The organism is Janthinobacterium sp. RA13 (assembly GCF_000745325.1).
In the GTDB taxonomy this organism is placed as follows: domain Bacteria; phylum Pseudomonadota; class Gammaproteobacteria; order Burkholderiales; family Burkholderiaceae_D; genus Janthinobacterium; species Janthinobacterium rivuli.
Genome location: NZ_JQNP01000001.1, coordinates 3552262 through 3572813, shown reverse-complemented (window position 1 = coordinate 3572813; position 20552 = coordinate 3552262). Strand labels below are relative to the sequence as shown.

21 protein-coding genes are annotated in these 20552 nt (G+C 63.9%); 13 read left to right on the top strand and 8 right to left on the bottom strand.

Annotated elements, in window-relative coordinates; translation table 11 throughout:
* Positions 1 to 83: 83 nt before the first annotated feature.
* From ada to FG13_RS15860, 3 genes are all read left to right on the top strand, one after another.
* Positions 84 to 1139, top strand: coding sequence for a bifunctional DNA-binding transcriptional regulator/O6-methylguanine-DNA methyltransferase Ada (gene ada / locus FG13_RS15870; protein WP_081922822.1), 1056 nt, complete (start codon positions 84 to 86; stop codon positions 1137 to 1139).
* Positions 1136 to 1825, top strand: a complete 690-nt coding sequence (locus FG13_RS15865; RefSeq protein ID WP_200880287.1) for a 2OG-Fe(II) oxygenase — start codon at positions 1136 to 1138, stop codon at positions 1823 to 1825. Before ada ends, FG13_RS15865 begins: the two co-directional genes overlap by 4 nt.
* A 74-nt stretch (positions 1826 to 1899) precedes the next feature.
* Positions 1900 to 3555, top strand: coding sequence for a mechanosensitive ion channel family protein (locus tag FG13_RS15860; RefSeq protein WP_035822392.1), 1656 nt, complete (start codon positions 1900 to 1902; stop codon positions 3553 to 3555).
* 7 nt (positions 3556 to 3562) lie between these two features.
* Here FG13_RS15860 and FG13_RS30120 read toward each other — a convergent pair whose 3' ends face one another.
* From FG13_RS30120 to FG13_RS30960, 3 genes are read right to left on the bottom strand one after another with little or no spacing between them, the layout of a single operon-like run.
* Positions 3563 to 4069, bottom strand: coding sequence for a hypothetical protein (locus tag FG13_RS30120; protein ID WP_152598785.1), 507 nt, complete (start codon positions 4067 to 4069; stop codon positions 3563 to 3565).
* Positions 4070 to 4082: 13 nt separating this feature from the next.
* Positions 4083 to 4523 (bottom strand): hypothetical protein, encoded by a 441-nt coding sequence (locus tag FG13_RS30115; protein WP_152598784.1) that lies wholly within the window; start codon positions 4521 to 4523, stop codon positions 4083 to 4085.
* A gap of 19 nt (positions 4524 to 4542) precedes the next feature.
* Positions 4543 to 5613, bottom strand: coding sequence for a hypothetical protein (locus FG13_RS30960; RefSeq protein WP_152598783.1), 1071 nt, complete (start codon positions 5611 to 5613; stop codon positions 4543 to 4545).
* Between the two features lie 120 nt (positions 5614 to 5733).
* Here FG13_RS30960 and FG13_RS15845 point away from each other — a divergent pair, with 120 nt between their 5' ends.
* The 9 genes from FG13_RS15845 to FG13_RS15805 all read left to right on the top strand — a co-directional run bounded on the left by FG13_RS15845 (position 5734) and on the right by FG13_RS15805 (position 16990).
* On the top strand, positions 5734 to 6348 hold the full coding sequence (locus FG13_RS15845) for a GNAT family N-acetyltransferase (protein WP_035822388.1): 615 nt from the start codon (positions 5734 to 5736) through the stop codon (positions 6346 to 6348).
* Positions 6349 to 6406: 58 nt separating this feature from the next.
* A complete protein-coding gene (locus tag FG13_RS15840) occupies positions 6407 to 8080 on the top strand; it encodes an amidohydrolase (protein WP_035822385.1) in 1674 nt (557 codons plus the stop codon).
* 118 nt (positions 8081 to 8198) lie between these two features.
* On the top strand, positions 8199 to 9908 hold the full coding sequence (hutU, locus tag FG13_RS15835; protein ID WP_035822383.1) for a urocanate hydratase: 1710 nt from the start codon (positions 8199 to 8201) through the stop codon (positions 9906 to 9908).
* 8 nt (positions 9909 to 9916) lie between these two features.
* Entirely contained in the window at positions 9917 to 11476 is a 1560-nt protein-coding gene (gene hutH, locus FG13_RS15830) for a histidine ammonia-lyase (protein WP_035822381.1), read from the top strand.
* 20 nt (positions 11477 to 11496) lie between these two features.
* A complete protein-coding gene (gene hutG, locus FG13_RS15825; protein ID WP_035822379.1) occupies positions 11497 to 12300 on the top strand; it encodes an N-formylglutamate deformylase in 804 nt (267 codons plus the stop codon).
* Positions 12285 to 13661, top strand: a complete 1377-nt coding sequence (locus FG13_RS15820; protein ID WP_035822378.1) for a formimidoylglutamate deiminase — start codon at positions 12285 to 12287, stop codon at positions 13659 to 13661. Before hutG ends, FG13_RS15820 begins: the two co-directional genes overlap by 16 nt.
* Positions 13661 to 14236 carry a HutD/Ves family protein gene (locus FG13_RS15815; protein WP_035822376.1) on the top strand — a complete coding sequence of 192 codons (576 nt, stop codon included), beginning with the start codon at positions 13661 to 13663 and terminating at the stop codon, positions 14234 to 14236. Before FG13_RS15820 ends, FG13_RS15815 begins: the two co-directional genes overlap by 1 nt.
* Positions 14237 to 14248: 12 nt before the next feature.
* On the top strand, positions 14249 to 15475 hold the full coding sequence (gene hutI, locus FG13_RS15810) for an imidazolonepropionase (RefSeq protein ID WP_035822373.1): 1227 nt from the start codon (positions 14249 to 14251) through the stop codon (positions 15473 to 15475).
* 69 nt (positions 15476 to 15544) lie between these two features.
* Complete coding sequence (locus tag FG13_RS15805; RefSeq protein ID WP_051959620.1) at positions 15545 to 16990, top strand: glycine betaine ABC transporter substrate-binding protein; 1446 nt, start codon at positions 15545 to 15547, stop codon at positions 16988 to 16990.
* Positions 16991 to 17001: 11 nt separating this feature from the next.
* Here FG13_RS15805 and FG13_RS15800 read toward each other — a convergent pair whose 3' ends face one another.
* On the bottom strand, positions 17002 to 17181 hold the full coding sequence (locus tag FG13_RS15800) for a hypothetical protein (protein ID WP_034746290.1): 180 nt from the start codon (positions 17179 to 17181) through the stop codon (positions 17002 to 17004).
* A 14-nt stretch (positions 17182 to 17195) separates the two neighbouring features.
* Here FG13_RS15800 and FG13_RS30105 point away from each other — a divergent pair, with 14 nt between their 5' ends.
* The gene (locus FG13_RS30105; RefSeq protein ID WP_152598782.1) at positions 17196 to 17537 is read left to right on the top strand and encodes a hypothetical protein; all 342 of its coding nucleotides are present in this window, start codon (positions 17196 to 17198) and stop codon (positions 17535 to 17537) included.
* A gap of 208 nt (positions 17538 to 17745) precedes the next feature.
* On the opposite strand, the gene FG13_RS15795 is transcribed toward FG13_RS30105, so the two are convergent.
* From FG13_RS15795 to FG13_RS15780, 4 genes are all read right to left on the bottom strand, one after another.
* Positions 17746 to 18252 carry a GNAT family N-acetyltransferase gene (locus tag FG13_RS15795; RefSeq protein ID WP_035822367.1) on the bottom strand — a complete coding sequence of 169 codons (507 nt, stop codon included), beginning with the start codon at positions 18250 to 18252 and terminating at the stop codon, positions 17746 to 17748.
* Positions 18249 to 19193: a DMT family transporter gene (locus tag FG13_RS15790; protein ID WP_035822365.1), complete on the bottom strand. Its 945-nt coding sequence runs from the start codon at positions 19191 to 19193 to the stop codon at positions 18249 to 18251. The genes FG13_RS15795 and FG13_RS15790 overlap by 4 nt, the downstream gene beginning before the upstream one ends.
* A 298-nt stretch (positions 19194 to 19491) precedes the next feature.
* Complete coding sequence (locus tag FG13_RS15785) at positions 19492 to 19941, bottom strand: glycine zipper 2TM domain-containing protein (protein ID WP_035822363.1); 450 nt, start codon at positions 19939 to 19941, stop codon at positions 19492 to 19494.
* A gap of 137 nt (positions 19942 to 20078) precedes the next feature.
* Positions 20079 to 20507 carry an Mpo1 family 2-hydroxy fatty acid dioxygenase gene (locus FG13_RS15780; protein ID WP_035822361.1) on the bottom strand — a complete coding sequence of 143 codons (429 nt, stop codon included), beginning with the start codon at positions 20505 to 20507 and terminating at the stop codon, positions 20079 to 20081.
* Positions 20508 to 20552 lie beyond the last annotated feature (45 nt).

Genomic DNA, 20552 nt, shown 5'->3' with positions numbered 1-20552 from the left:
AATTCAAAAGCAAGCGCCGGAGTGTGGCGCCGGCCAGCGCTGGCTATGCTGGCTACTTGCCAATGACAAGCACGGAGTCCGACATGGATCACTCTTACACCACCGATGATGAGCGCTGGGATGCCCTGCAGCGGCGCGCCCCCGACGCCGACGGCGTCTTTTATTACTCGGTACGCACGACGGGCGTGTATTGCCGCCCTTCCTGCGCGGCGCGTCCCGCCTTGCGCCGCAACGTGGCTTTCCACGCCACGTGCGAGCAGGCGGAGGCGGCCGGCTTTCGGCCCTGCCTGCGCTGCAAACCCAACTTGCCGCCGCTGGCCCAGCGCCAGGCGGCCATCGTGGCCGACATCTGCCGGCTGATCGACGCCAGCGACGAGCTGCCCGACCTGGACTCGTTGGCGCAGGCTGCCGGCATGAGCCGCTTTCACTTCCACCGCGTCTTCAAGGCGCACACGGGCATCACGCCGAAAGCGTACGCGGCGGCGCGGCGCGGCGAACGCCTGAAGGCCGGCTTGCAGGGCGCGGCGAATGTCACGGAAACCTTGTATGCGGCCGGCTTCAATTCCAGCGGCCGCCTGTATGCCGCCACGCCGGGCTTGCTGGGCATGACGCCGGGCGCCTTTCGCGCCGGCGGCAGCGGCGCCGTGATCCGCTTTGCCATCGGCGCCTGCTCGCTGGGCGCCATCCTCGTGGCCAGCACGGACAAGGGCATTTGCGCCATTTTGATCGATGACGATCCGGAAGTGCTGCTGCGCAACTTGCAGGACCGCTTTCCCCAAGCCGAGTTGCACGGCGCGGAAGCTGAATACGAACAGACGGTGGCGCAAGTGGTGGGCCTGGTCGAGGCGCCGGGCCTGGGACTGGACTTGCCGCTCGACGTGCGCGGCACGGTGTTCCAGCAGCGCGTGTGGCAAGCCTTGCGCGAGATTCCTGCCGGCAGCACCGTCAGCTATGCCGAGTTGGCCCGGCGCATCGGCGCTCCGCACGGCGCGCGCGCCGTGGCCGGTGCCTGCGCGGCCAATGCCCTGGCCGTCGCCATTCCCTGCCACCGGGTGGTGCGCAACGATGGCGCGCTGTCCGGCTACCGCTGGGGCGTGGAGCGCAAGCAGGCGCTGCTGGAACGCGAGGGCGAACGGTGAGGGCGCTGGACTGGCGCCAGATCGAGGATGATCTCAATCAATACGGCTGCGCCGTCGTGCCGGGCTTGCTGGATGCGGATGCCTGCGTGGCGCTGGCGGCGCAGTATGAGGACGCGTCGCGCTTTCGCAGCAAGGTGGTGATGCAGCGCCATGGTTTTGGCCAGGGCGAGTACCAGTATTTCGCGCATCCGCTGCCGGAGGTGGTGGCCGCCTTGCGCACGGGCTTGTATTCCCCCTTGGCGGCGATTGCCAACCGCTGGCACGCCGCCATGGGCATCGAGACGCGCTTTCCGTCCAGCCACGCCGATTTCCTCGCGCGCTGCCATGCGGCGGGGCAGACGCGGCCCACGCCCTTGCTGCTGCGCTACCGTGAAGGCGATTACAACTGTTTGCACCAGGATCTGTATGGCGAGCACGTGTTTCCGCTGCAACTGGCCGTGCTGCTGTCGCGCCCGCAAGACGATTTCTCGGGCGGCGAGTTCGTGCTGACGGAGCAGCGCCCGCGCATGCAGTCGCGCGCCGAAGTGGTGCCGCTGGCGCAGGGCGACGCCGTCCTCTTTCCCGTCGCGCAGCGTCCCGTGAATGGCACGCGCGGCACTTACCGCGTGAACATGCGCCACGGCGTGTCGCGCCTGCGTTCGGGCTTGCGTCACACCTTGGGCATCATTTTTCATGATGCGAGCTGAATGCTAGCGGCGGCGCTTGAGTTTCCAGGATTACATGGCATGATGGCTACTCCCTGTCACTTTTCATTGCTGCCATGTCCGCGTTGCTCCGCCTGTTATGCCTGTTGACCATGTTTTTGTTGCCCGCAGCCCATGCGGACGAGGGCGTGCCCGCGCTCGTTGCGGAGGCCGCATCCGTCGTGGCGCCATCGCAGCTTGCTGCGGCCAGGACGGCGCCGCTGATGTTCGCCAACCGCAAGGTATTTGTCTTCCGCGCCGCGCTGGCCGGCTATCCGCCCGATGAGCGGGCCATCGGTGCGCAGCGTCGCCTGGACAGTGTGCTGGCGAAGAATGGTCCCTTGCAGACGAGCACGCGCATGATTCCCGAAGGCACGCAAGTGCTGCTCGATGGCGTGCAACTGTTCGTCGTCGTGCCCGGCGACGTCAACCAGCTGGCCGGCGACACGACGGAAAGCGTGGCGAAAACGGCAGCCGGCGAACTGAGCAAGGCTGTGCTCGACTACCGCGAACAGGGCAGCTGGCGCTACCTGGCGATTGCCGCCGCCGTGTGCGCCGTCGCCACGCTCGTGTTCTGGCTCGTGTGGATGGGCCTGACGCGTTTGCACCACTGGGCCAAGCGCCGCAGCGGTGTGTTGCTGGCCTCGCGCCTGCGCGACGTGCGCCTGAAAAACGTGCGCGTGCTCGACGCCGAGCACTACATCGCCTTTGCGTATCAACTGCTGAGCGCCGTGCTGTGGGGCTTGCGTCTGATGGCCACTTATCTGTGGGCCGCCTTCGTGCTGGGGCGCTTGCCGTACACGCGTTCCTGGGGCGAAAGCCTGAGCGGCTACCTGTTCGATGTGGCGGCCGACGTCTTCCACGCCATCATCGGCGCCTTGCCGGGGCTGGTGCTGGTCTGCGTGATTTTCGCCATCGCGCGCCTGATCGCCGCCACGGCCGCCTCGCTGTTCAAGCGCGTGGAAAGCGGCGAATTGCAAATCGGCTGGCTCGACAAGGACACGGCCCTGCCCACGCGCCGCATCGCCAGCGTGGTGATCTGGCTGTTCGCGCTGGCCATGGCATATCCGTATCTGCCCGGCTCGCACACGGCCGCCTTCCAGGGCCTGTCCGTGCTGGTGGGCCTGATGGTGTCGATCGGCGCGTCGAGCATCGTGGGCCAGGGCGCCAGCGGCCTGATCCTCATGTACACGCGCGCCCTGCGCAAGGGAGAATATGTGCGCGTGGGCGACAGCGAAGGCACGGTGGTCGACGTGGGCATGTTCGAGACGCGTTTGCGTACAGGCCTCGGTGAAGAGGTCGCCTTGCCGAACGCGTGGGTGATGTCGCAAACGACAAAGAACTATTCGCGCGCCCAGCCCGGCGGCGGCTTCGTGCTCGACTCCACGGTCACCATCGGCTACGCCACGCCGTGGCGGCAAGTGCACGCCATGCTGGAACTGGCCGCCTCGCGCACGCCGGAACTGTCGACCACGCCAAAACCGTACGTGATGCAGCTGGCCCTGCAGGATTATTATGTGCAATACCGCCTCGTCGCCTACGCCAGCGCCGAAGTCCCCCGCCAGCGTGCCGAAGTACTGAACCGCTTGCACCAGAATATCATCGATGTCTTCAACGAATTCGACGTGCAGATCACGTCGCCGCACTACATCGATGATCCGAAAGAGTCGCAGGTGGTGCCGCCGGAGGAATGGTTCAGGGCGCCGGCGAGGCGGGGGGAGGAAGATAAATGACGTCGGACTATGGGAGGGATGGATGGGGTGGGCAGATTTCAGTGCGCCACTCCTGCATGTCGCTGCTAATAGGAATGACTTGCTGACCGTCAGCAGCCGTAGCTTTCACGCAGAATTTTCCTTGATAGCCATAGGTTGGATCGGATGGATCTTTGGGGCGGCCATTCAGGAATACGCTATAGAAATGTCCGGGTATCAGCTTTCCAGCGCGTATGCCCGTCGCACCGGTAGGCACGTTTCCATAGCGGATGCATGTGCTGGCACGGATGGATAAGGGCATGTCTGGCGGTAGGGAGAACCCCCATACTTCCTTTACCGGTTGCACGGACATGTCAGAAACCATGAGTGCGCCAAGAAATGGCAGGCCATTGCGTGCCTCTTCTTTTTTTGTAATGGAGAAGCAGGGCATGCCGTTGACAGAGTGAATGAGGGCATCAGCGATGCGCGACCACGCCGAGGCATCGATAGCCGTCAGGGTGGCAAGCAGGAATAGCAGCGTGTGACGATATGGCATGGCGACCCTCGCACTATCTGATGAGCGAATGTTCTGGACAGATTTCATCTATCCAGGCTTGGCTATCGCTGTCGATACGGAGAATTTTTCGCTCCCCGGAGATGCCGGTGATTAAGCAAAATTTCCCCACGTAACCGCGAGTAGGGTCCGATGGATCGGCTGGCCCACCGTTCAGAAAGACGTCATACATGCGCCCCGTTTTCAGTGGCGGGGCTTTGGGTGGTTTGACCTCTGCTGTTGCTGGTGCAACTCCATACAGAAGACAGGACTTGGCATGCACAGGAATAGTCGCTGCGCCCGGTAAAAGAAAGGACCATACTTTGACTGCTGGCTTGACGGATACATCTGTCAGTACGACCGCACTAATCTGCGGAACCCCGTTACGCGCTTCTTCCTTTTCAGAAATAGAGAAACAGGGAGTGCCATTTTTTAGCTGTACTTCCGCGTATGCCATGCGGGACATGCCGAAAGCGTCATGGTATGTCAAACAAAGGCTCATGCTCAGCATTACGGCCAGGCAGATTTGCCTTGCTTTTCCTATCTTTAAAAAACTCATGTAGTACCTCTTCATAAAGTTTTAGTGAGTGTTGATATTTAGGTTGACGCATTGCGTCTGGATCTTTTAAGTACTTCAATGTGTGATAGTCGGCGAGCAGATCACCCTGGGCTTCCATGTTGTAGTCTGATAATTTTTTCTTCGGAAGTAGCACATACTTGTAATCCAAACCTAGCCTGACAAGTCCCCGTATCGCTACTGGATAATTCAATTGATGCTGCCAAACATGCACCATTTCATGCATGAACCAGTTTTTTGGCCTTGGTTTCTCCTTTGAGAAGTCCTTTCGGAATTCCGACTCATGAAAATACATCTCCCCATCCGGTGTCATGGCCACATTTTTGGGCTGCAAGCCAAACCATAGATACGGCTCCCCATGCACCTTGACCTTGTCGTAGTCGATCGCATCCTGGAACAGCATCCACGCCATGTCGATCTCGCCCTTGGTCAGCGGGCGAACCTTGTCCTTCACTTTGACCTGTTTCACGGACGAACCGACATCCTTGTCGGTCGTCTTGATGCCTTCCAGCTGAATGACCTTGACCGCAGGCGCAGCGTGTTTTGGCGCGGCGGCGCAGCATGGTGATTTATCCGCGTGCGGCAGGAATTCGGCCTGGATGATTTGCGCCTCAAGCTTGCTGGTGACGCGCCCCGTGCGCCCCTTCGCATCCGTCGTGCCCGTCCACGTTTCGCCATTGCTCAAGGTGAGCCGGTAGTCGGCGTGCGCCAGCGGCACGTCGGCTTGCGAGACGAATTCCAGCTGCTCGTCATAACCGCAGCACCAGCATTCGTCGGGCTGGCCGGCCAGGCGGTGCAGTTCGCAGCCGCTTGTCGCGTTGCGCAGGGTGGCGCCCAGCACGGGCTGGCCACCGGCGCTGAAGGTGACGATCATGCTGTCGAAGCGCGCGCCCAGGCTGCTCTTCTGGTGCGCCACGAGCTTGAAGAACACGTCGCACGCGGTGGTGCTGATGACATGGTGCCTGGCCATGGGGTATTCCACCTGAAAACCTCAGCGTAGACCTGTGGAGCCTTGCAAGTATTGACTGGGCGCAAGGCCTGCGCGCTTGCGTTAAGATGCCGGGCGTTTCAATGAGAAGAAAGAGTCCCCATGTCCAGTCCATCCAACATCGAATCCTCCCGTACCGCCCGCAGCTTGGCCGCCGCCCTGGTCGGCGATCCGTTCTACCGCACCGTCACGGTGGCGTGCGGCGACGACGAGGCGGCGCGGCACGCCATGCTGGAAGCCTACTTCGCGCTGGCGCTGGCCGAGGGGTGGCAGGCGGGGCGCGTCGATATGGCGGATGACGCGGGCAATGGCGCCGCCATCTGGACGACGGATACGCCGGCGGCCGTGCGCCAGGCCGCGTATGCGCAACGCGAACCCGCCTTGCACGCGTTGCTGGGGGAGCGCGGCTTCGCGCATTTCACGGCCATCGTCGGGAATATGGAGCTCGCGCTGGCGCCGCACGGGTTGCAGGATGCCTGGTATCTGTCGATCGCCGGCATCGCTCCGGCCGCGCAAGGGCAGGGGCTGGGTGCGTCCGTGCTGGCGCCGGGCCTGGCGGCCGTCGATGCGGCCGGCGCCGCGTGCTTCCTGGAGACGTATAACGAACGCAGCCTGCCGTTCTATGCCCGCCTGGGCTTCGTGGTGGCGGGGCGGTACGCGGAAGCTGTCACGGGCTGCGATTACTGGCTGATGGTAAGGGAGCCTCACGCTGCCTGATTGACCATTTTGCTAATTTCTATACACTCGTCTTTTTATTCAAGACCTGGAGATGGAAATGCCGACCCCGCGCCGCACCCTGCTCGTTCTCGCCTGCCTGGGCGCCCTGACCCACGTCTACGCCCATGCCGATACCGTCATCGACAACGCCAACGGCTACACGCTCAATGCTGCCGGCAAGGTGGTGCGCTTCACGGCGCTGGCCTTTGACGATGCGGGCAAACTGCTCGCCGTCGGCAGCGCCGCGCAGGTGAAACGCAAGGCGGCCAAGGGCGCCCTGCACGTCGACGTGCAGGGAAAAACCGTGCTGCCGGGCCTGATCGACGCGCATGGCCACGTGTTCGGCCTGGGGACGATTGCCAGCGGCGTGATGTTGTACGGTTCGTCCTCGCTGCCGGCCGCCGTGCAAGCCGTGGGCGACTTCGCGCGCGCGCATCCGGATCGCAGCTGGGTCGTCGGCAATGGCTGGAACCAGGAAATCTGGAAGCTGGGGCGCTTTCCCACGGCTTTGGAACTCGATGCGGCGGAAAGCGCGCGGCCCGTGTGGCTGCGCCGGGTCGACGGCCACGCGGGCTGGGCCAACAGCCGCGCGCTGGCGCTGGCCGGCATCACGCGCGCCACGCCAGATCCGGCGGGCGGCAAGATCGAACGCGACGCGGACGGCAATGCCACCGGCGTGCTGGTCGACAATGCCATGGACTTGATGGACGCCGTGCTGCCCAAGCCGGGCGACGTGGAAAACCGCGCCGCCCTCGATGGCGCGCTGGCGCAGCTGTCGCAGGTGGGCCTGACCAGCGTGCACGATGCGGGCATCGGCCAGATGCAGGACCGGCTGTTCCGCGACTACGCGGACCATGGCAAGCTGACGGTGCGCGTGTACGGCATGATTGCCGACACGACGGAAGACTTTGACGCGCTGTCGAAAAACGGCCCCTTAAATAGTTATGCGCGCGACCTGTACGCCCTGCGCGCCGTGAAACTGCTGTCCGACGGCGCCCTGGGCAGCCGCGGCGCGGCCCTGCTGGCGCCGTACAGTGACGATCCGTCCACCAGCGGCCTGCTGTTCTTCAAAGATGACGCCATGCGCGCGAAGATGGAAAAAGCCATGCGGGCCGGCTACCAGGTGAACGTGCATGCCATCGGCGACGCGGGCAACCATCAAATCCTCGATGGCTATGCAGCCTTGACCGCGCAATACCGCAGCGTGGGCCTGCGCCACCGCATGGAGCATGCGCAGGTGGTGCAATTGAGCGACATCCCCCGTTTCAAGGCGCTGGGCATCGTGCCGTCGATGCAACCGACGCATGCCACGTCCGACCAGAACATGGCGGAGCAGCGCGTGGGCCACGAGCGCATCAAGGGCGCGTATGCGTGGCGCACCTTCCTTGCGCAAGGCTCGCGCATCGCCTGCGGATCAGACTTTCCCATCGAGTCGCCGAACCCGTTCGAAGGCATCCACGCGGCCGTGACGCGGCAAAACAGCGAAGGATTCCCGGCCGGCGGCTGGTATCCCCAGCAAGCCATGACGGTCACCGAGGCGCTGCGCTGCTTCACCCTCGACGCGGCCTGGGCAGCGCACCAGGAAAAGGTCATCGGCAGCCTGGAGGCGGGAAAATGGGCGGACTTCATCGTCGTCGACCAGGACCTGTTCACCGTCGCGCCGGCCGCCATCGGCAAGACGCAGGTACTGCAGACATGGGTGGCGGGCAAGCGCGTGTTCGAGAAAAAGTAGGCTGTTTTCGCTTGTAAAAATCTGTTGACTTGGTTGTATAGACAACCTATGCTGGGAGCACAAGGGCGGGTCAGGTACCGGGTCAGGTACGCCCGCTCGCACCCTACGAGGAGACAGCATGAACAGCACAATGGACACCGATCCACGCTTTGATGCCAGCCGTACCATCCGCGCGCCGCGCGGCACGGTCATGGCTTGCAAGAGTTGGCAGGCCGAGGCGGCCTACCGCATGTTGCAAAACAACCTGGACCCGGAAGTGGCGGAAAATCCGCAGCACCTGGTCGTCTACGGCGGCATCGGCCGCGCCGCCCGCAACTGGGCCTGCTTCGACCAGATCCTCGCTTCCTTGCGCGAACTGGAAGACGACCAGACCTTGTTGATCCAGTCCGGCAAGCCGGTGGGCGTGTTCCAGACCCACGCGGACGCGCCGCGCGTACTGATCGCGAACTCCAACCTGGTGCCGAAATGGGCCAACTGGGAACACTTCAACGAACTCGATCGCCAAGGCTTGTTCATGTACGGCCAGATGACGGCCGGCAGCTGGATCTACATCGGCACGCAGGGCATCGTGCAGGGCACGTATGAAACCTTTGCCGAAGCGGGCCGCCAACATTTCGGCGGCGACTGGGGCGGGCGCTGGATTTTGACGGCGGGCCTGGGCGGCATGGGCGGCGCGCAGCCGCTGGCCGCCACCATGGCGGGCGCCGTCTCGCTCAATATCGAATGCCAGCAAAGCAGCATCGACTTCCGCTTGCGCACGCGCTACCTGGACAAGCAGGCGGCCAGCCTGGATGAAGCCTTGGAGCTGGTCAAATATCACACGGAACGCAAGGAAGCCATTTCCATCGGCTTGCTGGGCAACGCGGCCGAAGTGCTGCCGGAACTGGTGCGCCGCGCGAAAGCGGGCGGCCTGGTGCCCGACCTGGTGACGGATCAGACCTCCGCGCATGACCTGGTCAACGGCTACCTGCCGCGCGGCTGGAGCGTGTCGGACTGGAAGGCGGCGCAGCAAGACCCGCAGCGCCATGCGCGCCTGACGGTGGCCGCCGCCGACTCCTGCGCCGCCCACGTGCAAGCCATGCTCGATTTCCACGCCATGGGCGTGCACACCGTCGATTACGGTAATAACATCCGCCAGGTGGCGTTCGACCAGGGCGTGCAGAACGCCTTCGACTTCCCCGGTTTCGTGCCCGCGTATATCCGCCCGCAGTTCTGCGAAGGACGCGGCCCGTTCCGCTGGGTGGCCCTGTCGGGCGATCCGGAAGACATCTATAAAACGGATGCGAAGATCAAGGAGCTGTTCCCGCACCACACGCAGGTGCACCACTGGCTGGACATGGCGCGCGAGCGCATCGCCTTCCAGGGCCTGCCGGCGCGCATCTGCTGGCTGGGACTGGGCGAGCGCCACATCGCCGGCCTGGCCTTCAACGAGATGGTGCGCACGGGCGAACTGAAGGCCCCCATCGTCATCGGCCGCGACCACCTCGATACGGGCTCCGTCGCCAGCCCGAACCGCGAGACGGAAAGCATGAAGGATGGCACCGACGCCGTCTCCGATTGGCCGCTACTCAACGCCATGCTGAACACGGCCGGCGGCGCCACCTGGGTCTCGCTGCACCATGGCGGCGGCGTAGGAATGGGGTATTCTCAGCATGCGGGCATGGTCATCGTGGCCGATGGCAGTGAAGCGGCGGTGAAACGCCTGGCCAGGGTGCTGGTCAACGACAGCGGCTCGGGCGTGATGCGCCATGCCGATGCCGGCTACGAAACAGCGGCCGCCTGCGCCAAGCGCAACAATCTGAACCTGCCGATGCTTAATACGAAGTGAAAGCAAACATGACACAGCACTCCAAAAGTTGGACCCTGAAACCGGGCGCGATGACCCTGGGCGACCTGCGCGCCGTGTGGGCCGCCCCCGCGAAACTGATTCTCGCCGCCGAAGCCTATCCCGTCATCGAGGTGTCGGCCGCCGCCGTGCAAGCCATCGTCGCCAAGGGCGATGCGGCGTATGGCATCAACACGGGTTTTGGCTTGCTGGCCAAGACGCGCATCCCCGATGAAAAACTCGAGCAATTGCAGCGCAACCTGATCTTGTCGCACTCGGTCGGCACGGGTGAACTGCTGTCGGACGCCGTCGTGCGCCTGATCATGCTGATGAAGATCGGCAGCCTGGCGCGCGGCTATTCCGGCGTGCGCCCGTTGATCGTCGACACCCTGATCGCCCTGTACAACGCGGGCATCATGCCGGCCATTCCCGCCAAGGGTTCCGTCGGCGCCTCGGGCGACCTGGCGCCGCTGTCGCACATGACCTTGGCCATGCTGGGCGTGGGCGACGTGCGCGTCAACGGTGAATTGATGGCGGCGCCCGAAGCGCTGGCGCAGGCGGGCATCGCGCCCGTGGTGCTGGCGGCGAAAGAGGGCCTGGCGCTGATCAACGGCACGCAAGTGTCGAACGCGCTGACGCTGCATGGCTTGTTCATGGCCGAGCGCCTGCTGGAAGCGGCCATGGTCACGGGCGCACTGTCGCTCGACGCGGCCAAGGGCAGCGACTCGCCGTTCGACGCGCGCGTGCACGCCGTGCGCGGACAGCCGGGGCAAATCCTGGCTGCGCAGATGTACCGCCAGCTGGTGGCGCATAGCGCGATTCGCGCCTCGCACCTGGAAGGCGACGAGCGCGTGCAAGACCCGTACAGCCTGCGCTGCCAGCCGCAAGTCATGGGCGCCTGCCTGGACCTGATTGGTAACGTCGGCCGCACCCTGCTGATCGAAGCCAATGCAGTCACGGACAATCCGCTGATCTTCCAGGATGGTCCCAACGGGCAGGCGGAAATCGTCTCGGGCGGTAATTTCCACGCCGAGCCGGTGGCTTTTGCCGCCGACACGCTGGCGCTGGCGATTGCTGAAATCGGCGCGCTGGCCGAGCGCCGCATCGCGCTGCTGATCGACGCCACGCTTTCCGGCTTGCCGCCCTTCCTCGTGCGCGACCCGGGCGTCAATTCCGGCTTCATGATCGCCCACGTGACGGCGGCCGCGCTGGCGTCGGAAAACAAGTCGCTCGCGCATCCGGCCAGCGTCGACAGCCTGCCGACGTCCGCCAACCAGGAAGACCATGTGAGCATGGCCACGTTCGCCGGGCGCCGCCTGGACGACATGGCACACAACACGGCCGTCATCGTCGGTATCGAGCTGCTGGCCGCCGCGCAGGGCATCGACTTCCATCGTCCGCTGAAAACCTCGCCGCACCTCGAACATATACACCAGCAGCTGCGCCAGAAAGTGCCGTTCTTCGACGCCGACCGTTTCTTCGCGCCCGATATCGAAGCGGCCAAGCAGATGGTGCTGCAGGGTGAGTTGAGCAGCACGTGCAAGAATTTGTTCGCCCCGTTGTACGCCTGAGCGGGCGCAAGGAGACAAGCATGGATTTCCGCTTCAACGAAGGCAGCATCCCGCTGCTGGTGTCGATGCCCCACGTGGGCACCGACATACCCGACGATATCGCCGCGCGCATGACGCCGCAGGCCCTGATCAAGGCCGACACGGACTGGCATTTGCGCGAACTGTATGGCTTTTTGCAGGAGATGGACGCGTCCGTGCTGTCGGCGCGCTGGTCGCGCTACACCATCGACTTGAACCGGCCGCAGGAAGACACGAATCTGTATCCGGGCCAGGATACGACGGGCTTGCTGCCCAGCGATACCTTTCACCGCGAGCCGCTGTACCTGGCCGGCCGCGAACCCGATGCGGCCGACGTACAGCAGCGGCTGCGGCGCTACTGGGCGCCGTATCATGCGCAGCTGCGCGCGGAACTGGACCGCCTGCTGCGCGTGCATGGCGCCGTGGTGCTGTGGGATGCCCACTCCATCGCCTCGCGCGTGCCGCGTTTTTTTGACGGCAAGCTGCCCGACCTGAACTTCGGCACGGCCGATGGCGCCAGCTGCGATGCGGGCCTGACGTCGACCGTGGTCGATATCGCGCGCGCGCAGGAGACATTTACCGTGGCCTTGAATGGCCGCTTCAAGGGCGGCCACATCACCCGCCATTACGGCCAGCCGGCCGGCCGCGTGCATGCGATCCAGCTGGAGATGTGCCAGTGCCTGTACATGAATGAGCCTGGCATGGATGACGCGGCGCCATTTGGCTACCGTCCCGACCTGGCCGCGCAAGTGCAGCCGCTGCTGCGCCAGATGATGGCAGCGGCCGTGGCATGGGTGGCGCGTTGAGCGGCTGTCTGTTCGCGCGCCATGCGCTGCTGCCGCAAGGCTGGCGCCGCGACGTGCTGCTGGAGTGGGACGCGGCCGGCGATCTGACGGCGGTGACGGAAAACGCCGCAGCGCCTCTTGGCGCGGAAGTGGCCGAATATGTCTTGCCCGGCATGGTCAACCTGCATTCGCATGCCTTCCAGCGGGCGCTGGGCGGCATGACGGAAGTCGCGGGGGACGGGCCGGATAGCTTCTGGACCTGGCGCGACCTGATGTACCGCTTCGCGCGCCACATCACGCCGGAGCAAATGGAAACCATCGCCGCGCAGCTGTTTGCCGAATGCCTGCGCCATGGCTACACGGCCGTGTGCGAATTCCACTACCTGCAGCGCGATATGGCCGGCGCGCTGTATGCGCGCCCTGCGGAAACGGCGGAACGGGTGCTGGCCGCGGCGCGCCTCAGCGGCATCGGCCTGACCATGCTGCCCGTGCTGTACAGCCATGCGGGCTTTGGCGCGCAAGCTTTGAAAGAGGAACAGGCGCGCTTTCGCACCGATGCGGATGACGTGCTGCGCATCGTCGAAGCGCTGGCGCCGCGGCGCGGCGGGCAGGTGGAGGTGGGCTTTGCGCCGCACTCGCTGCGCGCCGCCGGCGTGGCGCAGATCCGTGAAGTGGCGCAAGCGCTGCCCGCGGGCCGTCCCATCCACATCCACATCGCCGAGCAGCAGGGTGAGGTACGCCAGTGTCTGGACTACAGCGGCCGGCGCCCGGTGCAGTATTTGTACGATCAGATCGACATCGATGCGCGCTGGTGCCTCGTGCATGCGACGCATGTGCAGCCCGATGAAGTGGCGCTGATGGCGGCCAGCGGCGCCGTGGCGGGCCTGTGTCCGACGACGGAAGCGAACCTGGGCGACGGCTTGTTTCCGCTGGCCGAATTCATCGCCGCCGGCGGGCGTTTCGGCGTCGGCAGCGACAGCCACGTGTCGCAGTCGCCGGTGGAAGAATTGCGATGGCTTGAATATGGCCAGCGCCTGCAACGGCAGCAACGCAATGTGGCCGCCACGCCGGAACAGCGCCATGTGGGCGACTATCTGTGGCAGGCGGCCTTGCAGGGCGGTGCGCAGGCGTCCGGGCGCAAGCTCGGCGCCCTGGCGCCCGGCTGCCGCGCCGACTTGCTGGTGCTCGACGACGCGCATGTGAACCTGTGCGGCGTGGCCATCGCCGATGTGCTGGGCAGTGTACTTTTCTGCGGCAACGACAAGCTGGTGCGCGACGTGCTGTGCGGCGGCCGATGGCAGGTGCGCGATGGGCGCCACGTGGCGCAGGATGCCATCGCCGCCGCCTACAAGCGCACCCTGGCGCAACTGAGGGCGCTCTGATGGCGATCTTCATCCCGCAGGAATGCCTGCGCGCCGCGCCGTGGAAAAACGGCGGCGGCAGCACGACGGAAATCGCCATTGCCCCCCCCGGCGCCGGCTTCGATGATTTCGACTGGCGTATCAGCCTGGCGACGATCACGGCCAGCGGGCCGTTTTCCAGCTTTCCCGGTATCGACCGCAGCCTGATGCTGGTCGATGGCGACAGCGTGCAACTGACGTTCGACGGCGCGCGCAAGGTGGTCTTGAGCGCGGCGCAACCGATGCTGTGGTTTCCCGGCGAGGCGGCCGTGGAGGCGCAGGTCAAGGGAACGACGACGGATTTCAATGTGATGACGCGGCGCGACCGCTGCCGCCACCAGCTGGAAAAAATCACGGCCCCGTGCAGGCTGGTACGGCGCAGCGCGGCGACCTTGCTGTTTGTCGCCGGAGAAGGCCACGTGCTGGCGCGCGGCGCGGAACAGCAGTTCGCGCTGGCCCGTTATGACGCGCTGCTGCTCGATGCCGACGATGCGTCGGAGTGGCGGCTCGACGCCTTGCAGCGTTCGGCCGTGTTGTGCGTCGACCTGTTCATCTAGGAGAGAAAAGCCATGCAAGACTGGGATATGGTCATCCACAACGTCCACCTGGCCACCATGGTACACGGTTATGGCGAATTGCTCGACGCGGCCATCGCCGTCAAGGATGGCCGCATCGCGTGGTTCGGCCCCGGCGACGAGCTGCCGGCCAGCGGCGCCGTGCTGCACGATGGTCAGGGTTGCTGGCTGACGCCCGGCCTGATCGACTGCCATACGCACATCGTCCATGCGGGCAACCGCAGCGACGAATTCGAGGCGCGCCTGAATGGCGCCAGCTATGAAGACATCAGCCGCGCCGGCGGCGGCATCATGTCCACCGTGCGCGCCACCCGCGCGGCCAGCGATGACGAGTTGCTGCGGCAAAGCCTGCCCCGCGTGCTGGCGCTGCTGGCCGAGGGCGTGACGACCCTGGAGATCAAGTCCGGTTATGGTCTCGACGCGGACAGCGAGGCGAAGATGCTGCGCGTGGCGCGCAGGATAGGGCAACAGCTGCCCGTATCTGTGCGCACCACCTTCCTCGGCGCGCACGCGCTGCCGCCCGAATATGCGGGCCAGGCCGACGCGTATATCGACCTGCTGTGCGCGCAGATGCTGCCGAAGCTGGCGGGCGCTGGACTGGTCGACGCCGTCGACGCGTTTTGCGAGCGCATCGGCTTTACGCCGGCGCAGACTGAAAGGGTGTTCGAGGCGGCGCGCGCCTTGAATCTGCCCGTGAAACTGCATGCGGAGCAGCTGTCGGACCTGGGCGGCGCGGCGCTGGTGGCCCGTTACGATGGCCTGTCGGCCGACCATCTGGAATTCCTGTCGGAAGAGGGTGTGGTCGCCATGGCGCAACATGGCACGGTGGCCGTGCTGCTGCCGGGCGCGTATTACTTTTTGCGCGAAACGCAGCCGCCGCCGGTGGCGGCTTTGCGCGCGGCCGGCGTGCCGATGGCCGTGTCCACCGATTGCAACCCGGGCACGTCGCCGATGACGTCCCTGCTGCTGGCGATGAACATGGCGTGCACCCTGTGGCGCCTGACGCCGCAGGAAGCGCTGGCCGGCTGCACGCTGCATGCGGCGCGCGCGCTGGGCTTGCAGCATGAAACGGGCAGCCTGGCGGTGGGCAAGCGCGCCGATTTTGCCCTGTGGCGCATCGCGCGCCCGGCCGACCTGGCGTATGCGCTGGGCCTGAACCCGTGCGCGGGCGTGGTGCATGGCGGTGTCTGGCGCGCGCCGGTGGTAAGCTTGCCGGATTGATCATCCGTCCTGGAGCGCCGCGTGCGTGTTGTTTACCTGTTGTTGTTGCTGGTCTTTGCCGCCGCGCCCATGTCCTCCCTTGCCCAGGATGGCGGCACCCTGAAGGTGGGCTCGAAGCGCTTCACGGAATCGTACATCCTCGGCGAAATCATCCAGCAGAGCGCCGCGCCGCACGTCAAGGCGCAGCACCGCCAGGGCCTGGGCAACACGGCCATCGTGCTCGCTGCGCTGCAGGCGGGCAGCATCGACGTGTATGCCGAATACATGGGCACCATCGGCAGCGAAATCCTCAAGCACGACAAAGCCATCGACCTGGCGCAGATGCGGCGCGAGCTGGCGACGCTGGGCTTGGGCGTGGCCGTGCCGCTGGGCTTTAACAATACCTATGCGCTGGCCGTGCGCAGCGATGAAAAAACCATCGCCAGCCTGGCGCAGCTGGCCCAGCACCCGGCCCTGACATTCGGCCTGTCGCATGAATTCATCGGCAGGGTCGATGGCTGGCCGGGCCTGGCCGCCCGCTATGGCTTGCCGCAGCGCCCGCGCGGGCTCGATCACGGCATCGCTTATGAAGCGCTGGCGCAGCGCCAGGTGGACGTGATCGACATCTATTCGACGGACGCGAAGATACGCCAGTACGGCTTGCGCGTGCTGGCCGACACGCAGCAGTATTTTCCCCGCTACGACGCCATGCTGCTGTACCGGCTCGACGTGCCGCAGCGCTTTCCCGCCGCCTGGCTGGCGCTGCAAGGCTTGCAGGGGCGTATCAGCGAGAGCGACATGATCGCCATGAATGCGGCCGTGGAAATCGATGGCAAGACTTTTTCCGACGTGGCGCGCCAGTGGCTGGCCTCCGGCACGCAGGCGAACAAACCGGCCGCCGCGCGCGGCAAGCTGCTCGATAAAATCATCGGCGACGATTTGTGGACACTGACGCGCCAGCATCTGACCCTGGTGCTGCTGTCGGTGGCATTGGCGTGCGTGATCGGCATTCCGCTGGGCGTGCTGGCGGCGTTTTCGGCGCCGCTGCGGCAAACGGTGCTGGCCTTCGTCGGCGTACTGCAGACGGTGCCCTCGCTGGCCCTGCTGGCGATATTGATCCCCGTGCTGGGCATGATCGGCACCGTGCCGGCACTGGTGGCACTATTCGTGTATGCCTTGCTGCCCATCGTGCGCAACACGTGCACGGGCATCCTGCAGGTGCCGCAAGGCTTGCGCATGGCGGCGCTGGCGCTGGGCTTGAATAAGCGCGACCGCTTGCTGCACGTGGACTTGCCGCTGGCCTTGCCCGTCATGCTGGCGGGCGTGAAAACGGCGGCCGTGATGAGCGTGGGCACGGCCACCATCGCCGCCTTCATCGGCGCGGGCGGTTACGGCGAACGCATCACCATCGGCCTGGCGCTGAACGACAACGACATGCTGCTGGCCGGCGCGATCCCCGCAGCCGTGCTGGCCCTGCTGACGCAAGGCTTGTTCGAGCTGGTGGAGCGCTGGGCCGTGGCCGGCCGGCAGCACTGACGGCATCACGGTTACAGCGAATGCAGTTTGGAGCGCACCGAGACGACGGCCTGGTGCAGGATGCGTTCAGCCTGGAAGTCGTTCTCGCGCTGTTCGGCGATGGCTTGCAAGTCGCGCGTATAGCGCTCCAGGCGGGAGCGCAGGTAGGCGCGGTAGATTTTCATGACGAGCGGTTTGGCAGAAACATTCATGATGTGGCTCCCAGGTGCGTAATGATGCGTTCATTTTGTGTGAGCGGAATGCCGCCACTTTGCGCCATATCAAATGCCATGACCCCGTCAAATTGGCGTGTTTGACATTGCACAATGCCCGCCAGGGCGAAGATGCCACACTGAATCTTCCCTGCTCGCCCGGTCATCATCAGGTGCCGCAGGCCCTGATTCCTTCAAGCATATTCAAGGAGCGTCGCATGGTCATTTTTGCCGTGGTTGCTGGCTGCATCGCCTGCCTGACAGTGTACCAAATCTATAGAAAATCGCAGGGTGGCGGTGGGGTTGCGCAACAACATATCGGCTTGCACGGCACATTGATTGAACCACGGAAATAATCAGTGTCTTTCAAGCGACACTTGGTGAAACTTGGTTAGCAGATTTAAGTCAAATGTAAGGCCCGGTAAGCAAATGTAAAGGTCTGCGCTATCGCAAGCGACAGCGTTTATATTGATAACCGTTGATTGCATTCTCCCCCTCCCACTTGACAATGGGTTCTACCCCGCGGTGCCGCTAGCCCGCGGGGATTTTTTTTGGGCAATTGGTTTATGCAGATATCGGCGTGCCTGCCGACAATTGCGTCAAGGCATCTCCAGTGACCCGGCAGATGCGCCAGTCCGGCATCACGTCCGCGCCCATGCCCTTGTAGAAATTGATCGCGTTTTCATTCCAGTCCAGCACCGACCATTCGAAGCGGCCGCAATCGCGTTCGACGGCCAGTTGCGCCAGCGCTACCAGCATCTGCTTGCCATAACCCTTGCCGCGCACCGATTGCTTTACATACAGGTCTTCCAGGTACAAGCCCTTGCGGCACAGGAAAGTGGAAAAATTATGGAAGAACAGGGCAAAGGTCACCACTTCGCCATTTTCCGTGCCCACCAGCGCTTCGCATGCGGGGTGGGCGCCGAACAGGCTGTCGTGCAACATGGATTCCCTGGCGATTATCATGTGTTCGAGTTTTTCAAACACGGCCAGTTCGTGGATCATGCCAAAGATGGCGGCCACGTCGGATGCGGTCGCGGGACGGATGGCGAGGGAGGAAGAGGTGCTCATGTTGCCTTTGTTGATGGAGTGGTGGAAAGGGAAGCGATGGTATTCGTCTTGCGCGCCCCCGACGTCAGGGCCCAGGCCACGCTGGACAGGCACAACACCATGCCCACCCATTCGATGGCGGCGGGCCGGTAGTGTTCGAACTGCACCGACAGCAGGACGGAAATGACGGGCGTGACGACGCCGATGTACACGGTCTTTTGCGTGCCGATGCGGGCGATTAAGGTGAAATAGGCGCTGAAGGCGATCACCGAACCGAAGATGGCGAGGTACACCAATCCCATCCAGTAACTGGGGCGCGTGGGCAATTGCCAGGACTGTTCCGTGGCGACGGCCCAGACGGCCACCATCAAGGTGCCCCACAGCATGGTCCAGGCCATGGTCAGCATCACGTTGCCGGAGTGTTCGCGCACTTTCATGACGAGGGCGTTGCCTGCAGTGCTCGACACGGTTGCCACCAGCGCCAGGATAAAACCGAGCAGAAAATGGCCATTGCCGCCGCCCAGAATATCTTGCAGCGCCGCGCCGATGGACTGGTAAAACAGCAGCACGATGCCGCAGATGGCGACGAATGCGGCGCAGCAGGTGCTCAAGGTGATCGGTGTGCCGAAGGCGATGCGGTTGAGCAACGGCGTCCAGAAGACCATCAGCGCAAACAGCACGCTGACGAGGGCCGACACCAGATACTGTTCGGAACTATACGTGCACACATAGCTGAGGGCGAACGAGGCCAGTCCCTGCAGCAGCATCCATTTTTGCGCGCGCCAGGGCAGGCGCAGGCGGTCGCCGCGCACGGCGCACCAGGCAAACAGGGTGGCGGACGCGAGGCCGAAGCGGTAGACCACGGAAACGGCGGGGGCGACATCGCCCAGCTGCAAGGTGATGGCCCAGAAGGTGGAGCCCCAGATCAGGCAGGCAATGATGAACAGGAGAGGAGAGGACATCGCGCAAGTATACGGGCATCGCGCGTCCCGGTCGAGTTTGGCAAATGCGCAGGCAGGCATTGAGCCAGCGCAGTGCTTCTGGAAAATGTTGAATTTATGAAAATATTTACTTTATTATCAAGTAAATATTTTCTGAATTGCATTTTTGAAGGGGACCGCCATGCCAGCCTCACTGCAGATCAAAGTATGGAGCGTGCTTGTGTATGTCGTCGTGACGGCTGTGATTGCCATCTGGCTGCACCCCTCCGCCTTGCTCGCTGCCGGCGCATTCGGCTGAGCGCATGCGCCGGCAAGCGGATCAATGCGTGACGCGGGTCTTGCGGCCATCGGACAGCAGGCGCACGCGCTCGCCCGGGCGGAACAGCTCGTCGGCGTCCTGCACGATGGCGCGCATGTCGCCATTGTCCAAGCGCACGGTGATTTCCAGGCCGGCCTTGTTCGAGGCATTCGCTTCGATGCTCTTGCCGGCCATGCCGCCAGCGACGGCGCCGAGGATGCTGGCCGCGATGGCGCCTTTGCCGCCGCCGATAGTCGAGCCGGCCACACCGCCCAGCGCCGCGCCAGCCAGCACGCCCGTGCCCGTTTCACCCTTGTCGATGGTTACCTGGCGCACGGATTCAACCGTACCCATGCGAACCGATTGTTCATTCTGCGCCTGGCGCGCATTGTAGACATTTGCCGAGTTCGGTTGTACGGCGCAACCGGCCAGGGTGGCGAGCAATGCCACTGCAATAATTGGTGCTTTCATATGGGACTCCCTTGGACAAAAGTTGCTTGCCGATTGCGTCGACCGGCAGATGATGACTTATCATAAGGACACTTGCCTCAGATAACTAGTTACGAATGGTAAAAATCTGTTACCAACTTCGCGTAAGCGCTTGCCGCTCAATACGCCAGCCGCAGGCGCCTGTATAAAAATCCCAGCACGAACAGCGGCCCCACCAGTAAAAAGCGCAAGTCGTCGAGGAACGACGGTTTCTTGCCTTCGATCTGGTGGCCGATGAACTGGCCTATCCAGGCCAGCACGAACAGTGCCAGCGACACGGGCAGGATGGTCAGCGCCGGCATGAGCAGAAGCAGGCCCAGCATGGCGGCCAGCATCGCCAGCATGCCCGCAGCAAACGGGCGCGACAGCTTGTAATAATAGTATAAGGCCAGAATACTGCCGAGCAGCGCCACGCTGGGATGCATGCTCCACAGCAGCCCCAGCAGGCTGAAAACGATCAGCGGCACGCACACGATGTGCACCCATTCATTGACGTGGTTGCGGTGGCTTTCGCCATACTGTGCCAGCAGGGTGTCGATGGTGCGCATGGGCGGTCTCTTGTGTAGGCAGGGTTGTCCGGGAATTCTACACCG